Here is a 16,291-nt window from a genome sequence, read left to right as displayed (position 1 = left end):
TGTTTAATGCTATGGAACAACAAGAAAATTATCCGCAGGCCGAGGAGCTTAAAAGTGACGTTCAGGAATTTCCGGCTATTCAGGCCAAAATGACGCCCGAACCCAACAGTGATTTGTCGAATTACAAAGCTGCGGGAAAGCTGGCTGGTAAAGTGGCCCTGATCACCGGTGGCGACAGCGGCATTGGTCGGGCGGTGGCGGTGGCGTTTGCCAAAGAAGGAGCCAACGTAGCCATCGTTTACCTCGATGCTGAGGAAGAAGACGCCCGGGAAACGAAGCGGCTGGCCGAACAGTTTGGTACGAAATGCCTGTTGCTGCCGTCGGATGTACGGAGTAAGGCGAAGTGTCAGGAGGCTGTAGACCAGACAGTTAATGAATTTGGTAAGCTGAATATCCTGGTGAATAACGCGGCGTATCAGCATATTCAGCAAAAGATTGCCGACATCACCGAAGAGCAGCTTCGGCGCACGTTCGATACCAATATTCTGGGGTATTTTTTCATGGTGCAGGCCGCCCTGCCACACCTGCACGAAGGTGATTCAATCATCAACACAGGCAGTATCGTAGGAAAGAAAGGCGAACCGCAGCTAGTCGATTACGCCTCTACGAAAGGGGCTATTCACGCATTTACCCTGTCGTTGGCCAATCAGCTTGGTGAACAAAAGATCCGGGTAAACGCCGTGTTGCCCGGCCCGATCTACACGCCATTTTTGCCCGGCGCCGGCATGGGTCCGGAAGGCGTAGTGAAAGCGTCGAGCAAGACAACGCTGCAACGTCCCGGTCAGCCCGAAGAACTGGCCCCCGCCTACGTGCTGCTTGCCTCAACCGATGGTTCCTACATCACGGGCAGCCTGCTGGATGTAAATGGTGGTAACGCGTAGGAACACGTTGTTAGCCATGAAGTTGTCCGTACAGGGCTACGTCTGCGCAGACGTAGCCCTGTACGGACAACTTCTTTTTTTACGTATTCGCTACAAAGGGCGATTTCCTGATAAACGCTTCACTGTCAAGTTGTTTTAGCAGAAATGTTGCCAGGTCGGCCACCGCTAACTGGCTTCCGGGCATATACCCCAGCTGTGTTTGAACGGTACCCACCACGGGAGACTGCACGAGGTAGGGAATACGCACGTACGTCCAGTCCAGATCACTGTTTTGCAGCAGTTGGTATTCACGAACACGGTCGGCCATGAAAGCCGGAAAATGCTGCTGCATAAACGCCGCCGACAGCCGGGTTTTTTCATCGGCTTGCTCTCCTTCCGTCGCATACAGACTAGTCAGGGTTATGTATCGACTGATGCCTTCTGCTTTCAGCGCAGGTAGTAGTTGCTCAGTTACCTGACTCAGTATAGGCGTGTTCTCGCCCCTGGGGTTGCCCAGCGTGCTGACCAGAGCAGCACTGCCTTTTACTACGTGTCTTATAGCCAGGGGGTCCCGTGCATCGCCGGTAATGATGGTGAGTCGGTTGTGACTAAGCTCAAACTGGCTGGGGTGACGCAGCAACGCCCGGACGGTATATCCCTGCCGCAACGCTTCTTCGATCAGCGGACGACCAGCCTTGCCCGCCCCGCCCAATACGGCGACAGTTGGTTTTATGGAGATTGACATTAACGTAATGGGTTGATTAACGATTGGTTAATTATGGATTCCATGTCTTGCTGGTGCTGGAGGTGGCCAGGGGCTAGTGTGGCTATGTGCTCTAGGTTGCTGCCGCCTGGCCCTTCGACAAGCTCAGGGTGACAGCCCATTTGAAACAATTCGAGGAGCTGATTCTAGTTTCCTGTCACCCTGAGCTTGTCGAAGGGCCAGGCGGCAGCAACCTAGAGCGTGTCAGCCACATTAGCCCCTAGCCACCTCCACCTCCAGCAAGACAGCAAAAAATAAATAGAAGTCAAAGACCGGAATCGATCTTCAAATAGGTTCCAAGGCGCAGTGCGTCAGTGCTTCCGCAGGTGAGAAGCAGGAACCGTGGGGCGATATATTAGCCGAGTAGAATAAGTCAAATGTACGGGAGGTAATTGACTTTTCATGACTGCCTACCCGTTGCTGTGGTCTTTCCGACCAGCCCAGACACCCAGCATCGGTCCCGGTAGGAGCAGGTAAAATAACCAGACCGACGGGCTATAGTGAGCTGTCAACCACGCCATGGTTTGAATGGAAAGCACGGTGATCAGGAAGCCGATGCTGACCACGAGCGTGATAACGCTGCCTTTGGTGGCTACCGGTGCCCCGTTCGCCACCAGCGTTGAAAACTGCGGTGAGTCGCCCGCTGCGGTCAGGCCCCAGATAAAGAGAAACAACCCAAACAAAAGCGGAGGGAGAGATAACAGCCAGGGAACAAGGGCGATGCAGGCTCCTGAAATGGCCAAGAACGTACGGGCTACGTGGCGGCTACCGCTCTGCAAGGCCCAAAATCCGCCCGCTACGCACCCAACTGCCCCTGCCGCAATAGTGCCAAATGACCAGATCGACACGTTTATCCGGGCCAGCGGGTGCTGCGTGGCATAGAGCGAAATCAGCATCGGTGCAAAGGCCCACAGGGTGTACAATTCCCACATGTGCCCGAAATAACCCAGCATGGCCGGTCGATAAGTTGATGGCCTGAACAACGCCGATAGCTGCGTGAACTGGAACCCGCCGGGCTGTTTAGTAGTGGGTTTCGACGGAATAAAAAGGGCCAACACCAAACCACCGATGACGGATAAGGCACTGACGAACAGCAGTATAGTACGGTAGGGGAGAGTAGCGCCTAGCCCACGGACAAGGTGCGGAAATGCCGTACCAACAACTAATGCGCCCACTAGAAATCCCATAGCCCGGCCCAATACCGGCCTGAACCAGTCGGCGGCGATTTTCATGCCTACAGGATACACTCCCGCCAGAAAGAAGCCCGTGAAAAAGCGGCTTGCCAGGATGTTATCGGCCCTGACCGGCCCCAGCAGCCAGGCTATGTTGGCCACCGCCGCCAGCGCCACCGAGACCACAAACACACGCGAAGCCGGGAACCGGTCGGGAATGGCCAGCAGGGCATACAGCAAGGTGCCGCACACAAAGCCAACCTGCACCGCCGAGGTAATCCAGCCCGTCAGGCCGGGCAGCGTCCGGACCAGATCAGGTAGTACGGCGTTGCCCGCAAACCAAAGCGACGTGCCGGCAAATTGCGCAAGGACTATGATGAGCAGATGACCATTGCTGAGGGCTCGGTGGGCGGGGGCAGTCGTTGTTTCCAAGGGAGCAAAGTAAGGCGCTTACCCCGCCCGCCGCACCAGTTGTTTCCGATTATTTGTCCGGTTAGCCTCCGGCCAGGCACCCGGCGGCTCAATAACCACGGTAGCCGCGTTGGCCGGGCGGGGGAGCCAGATTGCTTATGGACCAGTTGTTCGGTCCCGCCGTATTGAGCGTTATTTGCTTGCCGCAGATGAGGCGATTATTGGCATCGAGCAGGATAAACGGCTACCATAGCTCAAACCTGGTAATGCGTAATAAATCATGCATGGGGTTGAAAGGTTGAGTTACAGGAAATCGCTCATTTGCTTGAAAATAACGGCGTATTCGAGGATGAGATGACCTTTTTCCGGGTAATAGCGTATTGATTTGATGGCCTTCCTGAAGCATCGATGCGCCTTTTTGGCATTCTCCTCGTTGGCGTACAAGCCTTTCCAGGGCCTGTTTTCTTCGAAATTGGCCAGTCGCAGGGCACCGTTGTAAAAGCGGATAGGCATGCCCACAGCGGCCGGCTTGAACCGGTTGAGCTGATTGGCATAAATAGCCTTGAAATAAAGGGCATAAAAAGCCAGGCAGTTCTTTACCCGAACCCGAATCTGATCGTCTGTTTCAGGGCCTGAAGGATGGCTAAACACCGCCTCTGCCAGCGCCAGCAGCCGTTGCTTGTCATGGCCGAATTCAATCTTATGCAAGGCGCACCGCAGTCCGATGCTTCCGGAATCGACCGAAACGGGAATGGTCATGGTGAAGCCGGTTCCCGTTTGCCGCACGTTCTGGTATGATAGCCTGGGCGTGATTAATTGCTTTTCCTGAAGGCTGTAGCGGCTTTTTAACAGCCTGTTGCGCTGAATCAGGTCACAGGTGCCGTCTGGCGAAAACGCAAACAAACTAAACTCCATAGCCCCGATAACCGAATCGGCCTGTTGTTGCTCCGGCTGCGTTAAGGAGACGACGTAGGGCAGTGGCTCAACTGCCGTCACCAGATACGTACTGGCTGAATAACGGGGAGTCAGCCAGTCGGCCGTCATTTGCTGGGTAGGAGCATCGGATTGGCAAGACCAAAACAGGGGAAAAAGCCCAATGGCTGTAATAAAGAGGCAGCGCCGTGTCATTAACCAATACTACTAAAAAAAGCCGCCAGTCAGAAGACGGGCGGCTTGGTTACAAGTAGTTTATTAGCTTACGGCGGTATCCTTACTCGTCTTAGGCTATAGTCAGCATCGACACGGCTTTGGCTTCCAGGAACGATTCGCCCATGAGGTATTCGTCGGCGGCGCGGGCAGCTTCACGGCCTTCCGAAATAGCCCACACTACCAGCGACTGTCCCCGACGCATATCACCCGCCGCAAAGACGTTGGGATTGGTTACGGTCTGGTAGTTCATCGTTTTCACGTTGCCCCGCTCGTCGCGCTCCAGGTCGAGGTCGGTAAGCAGGCCTTCGTGTTGTGGGTGCAGGAAACCCGCCGCCAGCAGAGCCAGTTCGCAGGGAACGTCGCGTTCAGTGCCGGGAATTTCGACCATTTGCATCCGACCGTTTTCGCTTTTCCATTCCAGATCTACCAGCCGCAGGGCTTTCAGATGGCCGTTCTCATCGCCGATGAATGCTTTCGTGTTGATGCTCCAGTGGCGGTCGCAACCTTCTTCGTGGCTGGTGCTGGTGCGGAGCATCATGGGCCAATGCGGCCAGGGCGTGCTGGCGGCGCGTTCCACGGGGGGCATTGGCAGTAGTTCAATCTGCGTCACGCTTGCAGCGCCGTGCCGGTTCGAGGTGCCCACGCAGTCGGAACCCGTATCGCCGCCGCCAATTACCACCACATGTTTACCCGTTGCCAGTAGGTCGCCGTTGGCATAGGCCACGCCCCGGTGGTCGACGGTAACGGGTCGGTTGGCGTTGCGTTTGTTTTGCTGACTCAGGAATTCCATCGCCGGGTAAATACCCTTGAGGTCACGCCCCGGAATAGGCAGATCGCGCGGAACGGTGGCCCCACCCGTAAGCATGACGAGGTCGAAATCGGCCAGCAGTTCTTTGGCTTTGATGTCGACGCCTACGTTCACCCCCGTACGGAAAACAATGCCCTCGGCTTCCATCACGGCCAGCCGACGGTCGATAGTCCATTTTTCGAGCTTGAAATCGGGGATACCGTAGCGCAGCAGCCCACCAATCTGATCGGCCCGTTCAAAGAGCGTCACGCTGTGGCCTGCCTTGTTCAACTGCGTCGCGGCGGCCATGCCCGCGGGGCCGGAGCCTACCACGGCTACGGTTTTGCCGGTGCGTTTCACGGGCGGTTGTGGCGTCACGTAGCCATTGGCGAAAGCTACTTCGGCAATCGATTTTTCGATAAACTCAATCGCCACGGGCGGCTTGTTGATGCCCAACACGCAGGCCGACTCGCAGGGAGCCGGGCAGATACGCCCCGTAAACTCCGGAAAGTTGTTTGTCGACGACAGGATCTCCCAGGCATACTGCCAGTTCTGCTCATACACGGCGTCGTTAAACTCCGGGATGATGTTACCCAGCGGACAGCCACTATGGCAGAATGGCGTACCACAGTCCATACAGCGGGCGGCCTGTTTCTGGGTGATCTCCTCAGAATACGGCTGCTCAATTTCTTTGTAGTCGTGTACCCGCTCGGCAGCGTCGCGCTTCTTTGGCAGTTCGCGGGTAAATTCCAAAAATCCGGTAGGTTTGCCCATTTGGTGAAAGAGCGAAAGAGTTAATGAGTGAATCAAAAAAGGTTTTAGACAGGATTTCAGGATTTGCAGGATGAACAGGATCTTTAAATTCAATCAAATCAATCAATCCTGTTCATCCTGCAAATCCTGTCTAAAATTATTTTATAACTACCCCTGCACCACGTCAACCGTAATGTCTTGGTAAACAACACTTTTGTCGCGGATCTGGTCGGCGAGGGAGATGCCCCGGCTGGCGAGGGCGGCCTTGAAATCGGCGGGGAGCACCTTCACAAACTTGCTCAGTTGCGCGTCCCAGTCCTGCATCAGGGCCAGGGCTACGTTGCTGGTGGTGTGCTGAAAGTGCTTTTCTACAAAATCGCGCAGGATCGTCTGGTCTTCCTCGTTCAGCGGTTCCAGACTCACCATTTCGCGGTTGACATGGGTTGGGAAGGTGCCGTCGACGTCATACACATAGGCCACCCCACCACTCATACCCGCCGCGAAGTTGCGACCGGTTTTGCCCAGCACCACCGCCACGCCACCCGTCATGTATTCGAGGCCGTGGTCGCCCACACCTTCCACTACCACTTTCGCGCCGGAGTTACGCACGGCAAAGCGTTCGCCCGCCATGCCGCGGATGTAAGCCTCGCCCGAGGTGGCACCGTAGAATGACACATTGCCCACAATGCTGTTTTCTTCAGGCTTGAACGTAGCCGTGCGATCGGGGTAAACAATCAGTTCAGCACCGCAGAGGCCTTTTCCGAAGTAGTCGTTGGCATCGCCCTCCAGTTCGAGACGCACCCCGGCGGTATTGAACGCGCCGAAACTTTGGCCCGCCGTACCCCGGAATTTGATGTGAATCGTATTCGTCGGCAGGCCGGGACCACCGTAGTTTTTCGATATCTCGTTCGACAGCATGGTGCCAATAGCCCGGTTGATGTTCTGCACCGGAAATTCAGCGTAGACTGATTCTCCGTGTTGCAGCGCGGGTTGGGCCACCTCAATTAGTTGACGATCAAGGATATGGTCAATGCCGTGATCCTGATCTTCCTGCTTGTACAGGGCCACGTCGAGGTTAGCCGGTTCGCGGTAGAGCAGCGCCGACAGGTCCAGCGTTTTGTATTTCCAGTTGGTAATATCGGACCGCATGTCGAGCAACTGCGCCTGACCAATCATCTCAGCCACCGTGCGGAAACCCAGTTCAGCCATGATCTCGCGGAGTTCCTGCGCCATGAACGTAAACATATTCACCACGTGTTCGGGCTTGCCGGTAAACAGAGCGCGGAGTTCCTTGTTTTGCGTGGCTACGCCCACCGGGCAGGTGTTCAGGTGGCATTTGCGCATCATAATACAGCCAGCGGCCACCAGCGCGGCGGTGGCCACGCCAAATTCTTCGGCCCCCAGCATGGCCGCAATGGCAATGTCACGCCCGGTACGAATCTGCCCGTCGGCCTGCACCGTGACGCGGCCCCGGAGCTTGTTTTTCACCAGCGTCTGGTGTGTTTCGGCCAGACCCAGTTCCCAGGGGAGACCCGCGTGACGAATACTCGACAGCGGCGATGCACCCGTGCCACCGTCGTGGCCCGACACCAGGATATGGTCGGCGTGGGCTTTGGCAACACCTGCCGCAATGGTGCCCACGCCTGCTTCCGACACCAGCTTCACGCTGATGCGGGCGGCCCGGTTGGCGTTTTTCAGGTCGAAAATAAGCTGCGCTAAATCCTCAATAGAATAGATGTCGTGGTGGGGTGGGGGCGAAATCAGGCCCACGCCGGGAGTGCTGTGGCGGGTACGGCCAATCCAGTCGTCGACCTTGTGGCCGGGCAGCTGTCCACCCTCGCCGGGTTTGGCACCCTGCGCCATTTTGATCTGCAACTCGCGGGCGTTGCTCAGGTAGTGGCTCGTAACCCCAAACCGGCCCGACGCCACCTGCTTGATGGCCGAGTTCATGTTGTCGCCGTTGGGCAGCGGGCTGAACCGAAGCTCGTCCTCACCGCCTTCGCCCGAGTTGCTTTTGCCGCCAATGCGGTTCATGGCAATGGCCAGCGTGGTATGCGCCTCCCACGAAATAGACCCAAACGACATGGCTCCCGTGGCAAACCGTTTAAAGATCGCCTCGACTGGTTCAACCTCTTCGATAGGCACCGGTGTGGCTTTCTTGAATGTTAGTAAGCCACGCAGGGTAAGTGCATTTTTGGTTTGATCGTCAATGAGTTGGCTGTATTTTTTGAACAGTTTATAATCACCTTTTTGTGTCGACTGCTGCAGCAGGTGGATGGTGTCGGGGTTGAAAATATGCCGTTCGCCGCGCTGTTTCCACTGGTAGATACCACCTACTTCGAGCCGCCGCGTCGCCACCGAAGGCACCGGCGGGAAGGCCGTGTGGTGCCGCACCAGCACCTCGCGGGCAATTTCGGCAAGACCCATGCCCCCAATGCGTGACACTGTGCCCGTGAAATAGCGGTCAACCACCGATTTGTTAAGCCCAAGGCACTCGAAAATCATGGAACCCTGATACGACTGCAAGGTCGAGATGCCCATCTTCGAGAAAATCTTCAGCAACTCGCCGTTGACCGCCTTGATGTAGTTCTTGTTCAGCTTATCAACGTCATACTCAACCTGTAGCTGGTTCTTCTCCTTTAAACTGGCAATCGTTTCAAACGCCATGTAGGGGTTCACCGCCGAGGCACCGTAACCAATCAACGTAGTTACGTGGTGCGTTTCCCAGACGTCGCCCGCCTCTACCAGAATACCCACCTTACCCCGCAGGCCTTCCCGGATCAGGTAGTGATGCACCGCCGACGTAGCCAGCAAGGACGGAATGGGCGCGTGGCAGGAGTCGATGGCGCGATCGGAGAGGATCACGATGGTGTAGCCGTCTTCAATGGCGTCTTTGGCGTAGCGGCATACCCGATCCAGCGCCCGTTCGAGCGATTCGCCCTTGCCGTCGGCCAGAAACAGGGTGTTGATGGTCTTGGCCTGAAACTTACGGCGGTCGATGAACCGCAGCTTGTCGAATTCCTGGATGGTCAACACCGGCTGATCCAGTTCCACCTGCCGGCAGTGTTCGGGTGACTCAGACAGCAGGTTGCTGGTGGCTCCCACGAATGAGATCAGCGACATGATGGCCCGCTCCCGGATCGAGTCGATAGGCGGGTTGGTGACCTGGGCAAAAAGCTGTTTGAAGTAGTGGCTCAGGTGCTGACTCTGCTCCGATAAGATAGCCAGTGGCACGTCGGTACCCATCGAGCCGAGGGCTTCTTTGCCGGTCTCGACCATCGGAGCCAGTATCATGCGGAGGTCTTCGGAGGTGAAGCCAAAGGCCTGTTGCAGTTTCAGGAGCGTGTTTTCGTCGTAACGGCTGTAGGTTCGGGCGGGAGCGGTGAGGTCGGCAATCTTCACCTTGTTCTCATCCAGCCACTGCTGATAGGGCTGCGCTGAACAGATGGTATGCTTGATTTCTTCGTCGGCGATGATGCGGCCCTGCTCCATGTCGACAACAAACATTTTGCCCGGCTGCAACCGCCCTTTGCTCACCACGTTGGCCTGGTCCACGTCGATCACCCCGGCTTCGGAAGCCATAATTACCACGTCGTCATTGGTGACCCAAAAACGCGAAGGACGCAGGCCGTTACGGTCGAGGGTGGCCCCCACGATGCGGCCGTCGGTAAACGAAATGGAGGCGGGGCCATCCCAGGGTTCAATCAGGGCGGCGTGGTATTCGTAGAATGCGTGACGCTCAGGGTCCATGTCGGCGTTGCCGTCCCAGGCTTCGGGAATGAGCATCATCATCACGTGCGGCAACGACCGGCCGCTCATCACCAGCAACTCAATGGCATTGTCAAGGTTGGCCGAATCAGACTGACTATGGTCGCAGATGGGCAGGAGCATGTCCATCTCTTCGCGGGTAAACTGACTCGACTCCAGCAGTGCTTCGGCAGCCTTCATCCAGTTTACGTTGCCTTTCACGGTGTTGATTTCACCATTATGGGCAATGTAGCGGAATGGCTGTGCCAGTTTCCACGAGGGAAACGTATTTGTCGAGAACCGCGAATGCACCACGCCCAGGGCCGATACAACAGCGTCGTTTTCCAGGTCAGGGAAATATGGCTCGAGTTGTTCGGTAGTCAGTTGGCCCTTGTAGGTGATGGTACGGCACGACAGCGACGAGAAATAAAAGTTCTCCACGCCCGCCACAGTCTCGTTGACCATGCGGGTGCTGACGTTGCGCAGAATGTATAGTTTTCGCTCGAAATCGTCGGTGGTTAACACCGTTGCGGGACGCCGGACGAAGAGTTGCTCCATCTGTGGCTCTGCCGAGCGTGAGGTCTCGCCCAGGTCGCTGTTGTTGACCGGTACCACACGGTAGCAGAGCAGTTCGAGGCCCAGCTTCTTCATTTTCCGGTTCAGCACGGCGCGGCACTCTTCGCGCAGCCACACATCTTTCGGGAAATAGACCATGCCCACGCCATACTGACCGGCGGCGGGCAGGTGAACACCCAGTTTGCGGCATTCGTCCACGAAGAATTCGTGTGGTAACTGAATCAGCAGACCGGCTCCGTCGCCCGAATTGCCTTCGGCACCTACCGCACCCCGGTGTTCCATCCGCCGCAGCATCGACAGCGCATTGGCCACGATGGTGTGCGACTTACGGCCCTTGATGTGGGCAACAAAGCCAATGCCACAGTTATCGTGTTCAAATTCGGGATGATACAGGCCCGCCTGCGTAGCAGAAAACGGGTCGCTGGGTTGGTCGACTTGATCAGACATGAACAGTTGAACGGGTTAGCAGGTTGGCGTATCCGAATAGATGGATCAGCCCACGCTGGATGACGACATTGACAAGGAACGGGTCAGCTACATTAGTCGCAGAGACGCTCTGAACAGGTTGACTAACGAGTGATAATGATGAAGGCTATGCAATATAATAGGTGTTTTGTATGGAGAAAAGAAGGTTTGCCCAAATTTCATTCGTTAAAAGGGCACATATTGCTACGATTATAAAAGTTCATGGAAAATGAATAGTACATAAGGATAAGGGCCGGCGATTGCCGTATTTGTAACAGATGGATACATTTGTTGACGCTTTACTAAAAATAGACGGTGGTTACTGCAATATGTGTTATATGTATAAATTAGTAGTTTAACGAATTTTATAAAAGCTACTGTCGCTGACCTGCTAACAGCAGGTCAGCGACAGTTTATTGATTATCCATTGGTCACAAACGGGAATTTACCCTTCCATTGGCCCGTTTCCCATTCCTTTAGAATAAAAGCAGCCAGATCAGCGCGGGTTAGTTTGATGCCCTTAACCGTACCGACATACCCTACCTGATAAATGCCTTTGGTGGGTTCATCGGTGAGCATAGGCCCACGCACAATGGTCCAGTCGAGGCCACTTTGACGAATAAGCTCTGCATGGCTGATGCCATCCATAAGGGCATTGCGTGCACCGGCACCGGCCACGTTTTTCATGATAAAAACGATCAGGTTATCCACAAAGCCGGGCTTGTCATGCGCCTGGTCGCGTACTCCGCCGCCCGTCAGGCTAATAAGCCGACGAAGGTTATGCTGCTTTAAACTGTGGATGATCAACTGAGTAGCCCGGGTTTGCAGATCGGGCTGACTGGCTTTATCCTGCCCCAGTAGACTCACCACGCCGTTGCTGCCCCTGATCGTTCTGTCAACGTCTGCCGGGTTAAGCGCGTCGCCTTTTATGAGCTTAAGCTGGGGGTGAGCCATGGGCATCTTGGTGGGATTTCGCACCAATGCCTGAATGGAGTGTCCGGCATCAAGCGCCTGCCTGACAAAATGAATGCCGGTGCGCCCTGTACCGCCAAAGACAGCAATAGTTGCCATAGAATAGATAGATTGTGTTTGTACATACAAACAAGATTTGCGTTCTTTTGTCTACCAATCTTCTTTGTTTTTATTACCGGCAGCCAGCGGCGTATTCTAAAATACGGTTGTCCGGTTAGGGTCGTAGTTGGCCTGGTCGGGCGTATCGTTCATGGAGAACGTCGATTTAGCCACACTATCGATGGTGAAACGCAGGATGGTGCTTCCCGCCATGATGAGGTCGTTGGGTTCGAGGCAAATGCCGTCCAAGGCCTGCTTGTTATCTTTTTCAGCGTAGAGTTGAATGTTGCTCACTCCGTTCATGCCCTGCCGCGAGAGGCGGGTACCGTGAACGCTGCCCAGGTCCGAAATAATGTAGGACGGCTGACGGTTGTGCAGCCGCGTTTCGATCTGAAAGTGCAGCCGGCTCATCTTTTTGTCGTCGGTTTGAATTGGGTGATCGCTCAGGTCAAAGTCCGACTTGCGACCGTAGGTCTGCACCATCCCTTCGCCAATGGCCAGTCGTAGAATGCCCCCATCCATGCTCTGCATTTCCAGATACGCTACGCGCCTGGTGGGCATGTCTGGCTCCTCAAGCTGAATGGTGGGAGTAGACGAAGGAGGGGGGGGCGGGGTAGTGGCTTTGGGGGGTGTGTCCTGCTTCGGTGGGGCGGTGCTGGCGGCAGGCGGTGTGGCTGGTGGTGCCGTGGTGCGCGGGTCGGCAGGGGGAGGCACTTCCGCAATGGACTGCTGAAGTGCCTCCGATAATCCCAGACACACAACGGTACACTTCGGCTGCTTACCCGACAGGCAATTCACCGACGCTTTCTGGTCGGCCTGCCAGTTGATATCGCTGTCGACGTCGAACTGTTTAAGGCAATCGGGGCAGCTGAATTTATAAATTCCCATGGTGGTGAACGAGTGGATAGCAGATGCTAAATATTGGACATCAGATAGTCAGTTTTTGGCTTCAGACGTCCAGCATCCAACGCCCAAGATCCAGTATCTATATTGTCCAGATAGCTCCACAACCGGCCAGGCAATGGCCCTGTTTCTGGTTAATCGACCGTTGCATGAGCATCTGATAACTCGAGTCGCGGGTGAGGGGAAAGGGCGTGCCGCATTTGGGGCAGGCATATACCTGGGTCATGTGCGCTTCCAGGTCGGCCAGTTCGCGGCGTTTACGGGCACTGCGCTCGGCACCTACCAACCGGCCCAGTGCCAAGCCTATGAGCGGGACACCCACGGCCAGGTCCGCAATCTGATCGGAAATGCCCCGGTTTTCCAGTTGCGCCTTCAGGGCTACGTATTCATTCCAGACGCCCTCCAACTCGGCAAATTCGCGGGTGTAATCATCTGGGTTGCGTGAGAACGCCTTAATCAACCGGCGGTAGGTGATCGGCTGGTTACCAATCCGCACCTGATCGTCGGGTTGAAGGCGTCGTTTCAGAATCCGAAACTCGTTGACGTAGGTACCATTGGAACTGTTGTTATCTTCCAGCCAGTATTCGTTACCCACCTTCGTCACCCGCGCGTGCAGATCGGTAACGGAGAGCGTCGGCACCACAATATGGTTTGTTTTCCCCCGTCCAATGGTGATGTACTTGGCGTTTTCGGTTGCTTGCATGGCAGATAGGTTACAGGTCAATGGGTAAGGTCCAACCGCTGAAGCTGACTGACGCAAGCGTGTTAGTGCGTAAGTGAACTTCAGCGGTTGGACCTTAAACGTTAGACGCTATTACTCAGTGTCCAAAATGATGGGCATCGGCCAGCGGATCACCATCGGTATAGTGGTTGGCATCATGCGCCACCTGCTCGTGCATATCCACCGATTCGATGGGCGTACCGTCGATAGTGCCGTTATGGTTGGCGGCGAAGTCGTCGTGGTGCACGGGCTGCGGCGTCGATTCGGGCGCGGGTAGCTGATCGGGCGTGTGGGCCAGCGGCACCAGCGTAGGGGCAGTAGCGGCCATGGGTACCACCGTCAGCGTGGGCTCTGGCGTAGTTTTTGGCTCTGCAGGTTCCTGCTCGGCCACCACCTCATGCGGCGCTTCGGCCGCCTTGTGGCTATGGTGTACTCCTTTATGAGCAGCCATCCGGGGGGCATCATCCGGCGTGCTGTCGGGTGTTTTGACCCCGCCCATGTTGGGTAACGTGGCCAGAAACGCCAGCCTGTCGGCCCGGCTGAGGCCATCCAGTTCTGGCTCGTAGTAGGTGTTGTAGAGGCCGTTATGCCAGGTAAAATGATGTCCGGCGCCAAGCTGATGCCGGGCAGCCGCAAAGGCTTCGTCGAACGTGAGGCTGTCCAGATCATCCAGCGACGTGTTCAGGTTGTTGTCACCCACCGGCGTTACCAGCGGCAGGGCCGATGCCTGGGCCCGCGCGTCGGCGGCTGCTGCCGCGGCCTGCGCGGAGGAATTGTCTTCAACAGGTTCGCTGTCGCCCTCATCGAGCATACTTAACCCATAGGCGGCTGCCCCCAGCACAACCGTACCGGCGGTGGCAGTGGCAACGGCTCGCTTCTGGTCTGCCGGTTGCTCAATAGTTGACGGATCGGGCGTCACTTCTGGATATTCGGCACTGTTGGGGTTGTTTTCGTACATGGATATGAGCGTTTAAACGAGTCAAACAGGCTGAAAACAGACTAGCCCGCACGGTATAAGTGATAAGTCTACTAAACTAATGAATAACTCCGATATAACAACGTATGCCTATCGGCCTACCGTATTTTGCAGATCTGAAAAATACGGTAGGTCAGTGCAACACCTCAGGCTGCCCGTTTAGTGTACCGTACCCACCAAGAATGTGCCCACAAACCAATAATATGCCTGCACGTTCGTATCAACTATATACACATGTTAGTTTTGTCTGATCCGCTATACCATGAAAGCTATCCTGTTCATAATAAGCCTGGTGGCCCTCGTAACGGGTGCCTGCCGGAAACCTACCGATGACGTGGCCAGTAACCCTGGTCAGTCAGACTCCGATACGCTCAGCGGGGCACGCCTGGCCACCCTTGTTCGTCGCGAGGGGCGCGGACTGGTGGTCAACGGGCAGCCTATCCAGCTTAACGGCGTGGCCTTTGGCAACTGGGTGTGGGACAACAGCCCCGTTCCTCCCACGCTACACCACAATGAGCAGGACTTTGCGCGCCTTCAGCAGAGCGGCCTCAACTGCGTACGGTTCTACCTGAACTACCGCTATTTTGAAGAAGACAGTCAGCCCTACGTGTACAAACAAACCGGTTGGGATTGGCTGAATCAGAACATAGCCTGGGCCAAAAAATACGGCGTCTACCTTATCCTCAACATGCACGTGCCGCAGGGTGGCTACCAGTCGCAGGGGAAGGGTGGGGCTTTGTGGGACGTGGTGGAAAACCAGAACCGCCTCACCAGACTCTGGCGCGAAATTGCCCGTCGTTACCGAACCGAGCCAGCCATTGCCGGGTTCGATCTGGTCAACGAACCCGTAACCACCCAATCCATTGACCAGTGGAAAAACCTGGCTCAGCGCCTCACAACGGCCATTCGGGAGGTCGACAAGGGGCATCTGGTGGTGGTGGAGCGGCTCAACGCCGTGGCTGGCAACTGGAAAGATTACAACGGTGAACACAACCTGTTTCTGGTCAACGACGCCAACGTGATGTACCAGTTTCATACCTACGACCCCTTCGAGTTTACCCACCAGACGTTTAGTTGGGCGGGCCGTTCGCCCACCGATTTTGAGCGGTATCCCGACGAGACCAAACTATCCGTTCCGGGCGATGCTACCTGGTACTCGGCCGTCTTCTCCAACCCCGCCCTGCCTGCCGGCACCTCCGGCTGGACCTATTACGAAGGCGTGAAATTTACGGCCAATGACCCGAAAATGAAGCTGGGCCAGGCTGTTTGTCAGGCGTCGGCGCTGGGCGCGGGCAAGGCGTATTTTGATGAACTGGTGGTGCGCGAATATGCCCCCGACGGCTCACTGGCGCGCACTGTGCTTACCGCCGACATGAGCAGCAACAATGGCTGGTATTTCTGGAGTAAAGCCAACACGGGCACCGCCACCACCATCGACGCCGGGCAAACGGGTAAGGCCCTGCAAATCACCCAAACCACCGACGACGCCAACAACGGCAATGGCAGCCAGCCGTTTTTGATCCGCCCCGGCTACAGTTACCAAATCAGCGGCTGGATGAAAGGCGAGGGTATTCCGGCCACGGCCACCGTTCGGTTGCGCATTGATTTTCAGACTACCCAACAGCCTATTCTGGCCCGCAACAAAGAATACCTGCGTCAGTCGCTGGCGTTCTATGCCGACTGGGGCAGGAAAAACAACGTACCGATCTACCTGGGCGAATACGGAGCCGGAGCACCCTGCTTCAACGACGGCCGGGGCGGACTGGCCTGGACCGCCGATATGATTGACCTGAACCGGGAGTTTGGCTTCCACACGACTTACCACGCCTACCATGAAGATTCGTTTGGCTGGTATTTCGGCTATAACAGCCTGCCCGACCCGGCCAACGCCAATACAGCGCTGATTGACCTTTTCAGGCAGAAGTTTGGTAAATAAC

The 16,291-nt window shown here is 55.9% G+C and carries 11 protein-coding genes; 2 read left to right on the top strand and 9 right to left on the bottom strand.

Annotated features, from left to right (window positions below; genetic code table 11):
* The first annotated feature begins 11 nt into the window (after positions 1-11).
* On the top strand, positions 12-881 hold the full coding sequence (locus J2I47_RS21280) for an SDR family oxidoreductase (protein WP_207366635.1): 870 nt from the start codon (positions 12-14) through the stop codon (positions 879-881).
* A gap of 79 nt (positions 882-960) precedes the next feature.
* Here the strand turns inward: J2I47_RS21280 and J2I47_RS21275 are convergent, their stop codons facing one another.
* The 9 genes from J2I47_RS21275 to J2I47_RS21235 form a co-directional block, all read right to left on the bottom strand.
* Complete coding sequence (locus J2I47_RS21275) at positions 961-1,605, bottom strand: NAD(P)-dependent oxidoreductase (RefSeq protein ID WP_207366634.1); 645 nt, start codon at positions 1,603-1,605, stop codon at positions 961-963.
* Positions 1,606-2,033: 428 nt separating this feature from the next.
* Complete coding sequence (locus J2I47_RS21270) at positions 2,034-3,227, bottom strand: MFS transporter (RefSeq protein WP_207366633.1); 1,194 nt, start codon at positions 3,225-3,227, stop codon at positions 2,034-2,036.
* A 282-nt stretch (positions 3,228-3,509) separates the two neighbouring features.
* On the bottom strand, positions 3,510-4,250 hold the full coding sequence (locus J2I47_RS21265) for a hypothetical protein (RefSeq protein WP_207366632.1): 741 nt from the start codon (positions 4,248-4,250) through the stop codon (positions 3,510-3,512).
* A 175-nt stretch (positions 4,251-4,425) separates the two neighbouring features.
* Entirely contained in the window at positions 4,426-5,916 is a 1,491-nt protein-coding gene (locus J2I47_RS21260) for a glutamate synthase subunit beta (RefSeq protein WP_207366631.1), read from the bottom strand.
* A gap of 147 nt (positions 5,917-6,063) precedes the next feature.
* Positions 6,064-10,665 carry a glutamate synthase large subunit gene (gltB, locus tag J2I47_RS21255; RefSeq protein WP_207366630.1) on the bottom strand — a complete coding sequence of 1,534 codons (4,602 nt, stop codon included), beginning with the start codon at positions 10,663-10,665 and terminating at the stop codon, positions 6,064-6,066.
* A gap of 438 nt (positions 10,666-11,103) precedes the next feature.
* Positions 11,104-11,754, bottom strand: coding sequence for an NAD(P)-dependent oxidoreductase (locus J2I47_RS21250; protein WP_207366629.1), 651 nt, complete (start codon positions 11,752-11,754; stop codon positions 11,104-11,106).
* Between the two features lie 96 nt (positions 11,755-11,850).
* Positions 11,851-12,642: an FHA domain-containing protein gene (locus J2I47_RS21245; RefSeq protein WP_207366628.1), complete on the bottom strand. Its 792-nt coding sequence runs from the start codon at positions 12,640-12,642 to the stop codon at positions 11,851-11,853.
* Between the two features lie 97 nt (positions 12,643-12,739).
* The gene (locus tag J2I47_RS21240; protein ID WP_207366627.1) at positions 12,740-13,360 is read right to left on the bottom strand and encodes an FHA domain-containing protein; all 621 of its coding nucleotides are present in this window, start codon (positions 13,358-13,360) and stop codon (positions 12,740-12,742) included.
* A 115-nt stretch (positions 13,361-13,475) separates the two neighbouring features.
* Positions 13,476-14,336: a hypothetical protein gene (locus tag J2I47_RS21235; RefSeq protein WP_207366626.1), complete on the bottom strand. Its 861-nt coding sequence runs from the start codon at positions 14,334-14,336 to the stop codon at positions 13,476-13,478.
* 280 nt (positions 14,337-14,616) lie between these two features.
* Between J2I47_RS21235 and J2I47_RS21230 the strand changes: the two genes are divergently transcribed.
* Positions 14,617-16,290 (top strand): glycoside hydrolase family 5 protein, encoded by a 1,674-nt coding sequence (locus tag J2I47_RS21230; protein WP_207366625.1) that lies wholly within the window; start codon positions 14,617-14,619, stop codon positions 16,288-16,290.
* Position 16,291 lies beyond the last annotated feature (1 nt).

It is taken from the genome of Fibrella rubiginis, from assembly GCF_017353185.1.
Classification (GTDB): Bacteria; Bacteroidota; Bacteroidia; order Cytophagales; family Spirosomataceae; genus Fibrella; species Fibrella rubiginis.
Note: the sequence above shows the minus strand (reverse complement) of the source record. Positions and strands in the feature narration are given on the sequence as shown.

Bases quoted from the DNA above. Each gene is read 5' to 3' on its own strand.
- J2I47_RS21280 (WP_207366635.1), top strand. From the start codon at position 12: ATGGAACAACAAGAAAATTATCCGCAGGCCGAGGAGCTTAAAAGTGAC.
- J2I47_RS21275 (WP_207366634.1), bottom strand. From the start codon at position 1,605: ATGTCAATCTCCATAAAACCAACTGTCGCCGTATTGGGCGGGGCGGGC.
- J2I47_RS21265 (WP_207366632.1), bottom strand. From the start codon at position 4,250: ATGACGGCCGACTGGCTGACTCCCCGTTATTCAGCCAGTACGTATCTG.
- J2I47_RS21260 (WP_207366631.1), bottom strand. From the start codon at position 5,916: ATGGGCAAACCTACCGGATTTTTGGAATTTACCCGCGAACTGCCAAAG.
- gltB (WP_207366630.1), bottom strand. From the start codon at position 10,665: ATGTCTGATCAAGTCGACCAACCCAGCGACCCGTTTTCTGCTACGCAG.
- J2I47_RS21250 (WP_207366629.1), bottom strand. From the start codon at position 11,754: ATGGCAACTATTGCTGTCTTTGGCGGTACAGGGCGCACCGGCATTCAT.
- J2I47_RS21245 (WP_207366628.1), bottom strand. From the start codon at position 12,642: ATGGGAATTTATAAATTCAGCTGCCCCGATTGCCTTAAACAGTTCGAC.
- J2I47_RS21240 (WP_207366627.1), bottom strand. From the start codon at position 13,360: ATGCAAGCAACCGAAAACGCCAAGTACATCACCATTGGACGGGGGAAA.
- J2I47_RS21235 (WP_207366626.1), bottom strand. From the start codon at position 14,336: ATGTACGAAAACAACCCCAACAGTGCCGAATATCCAGAAGTGACGCCC.
- J2I47_RS21230 (WP_207366625.1), top strand. From the start codon at position 14,617: ATGAAAGCTATCCTGTTCATAATAAGCCTGGTGGCCCTCGTAACGGGT.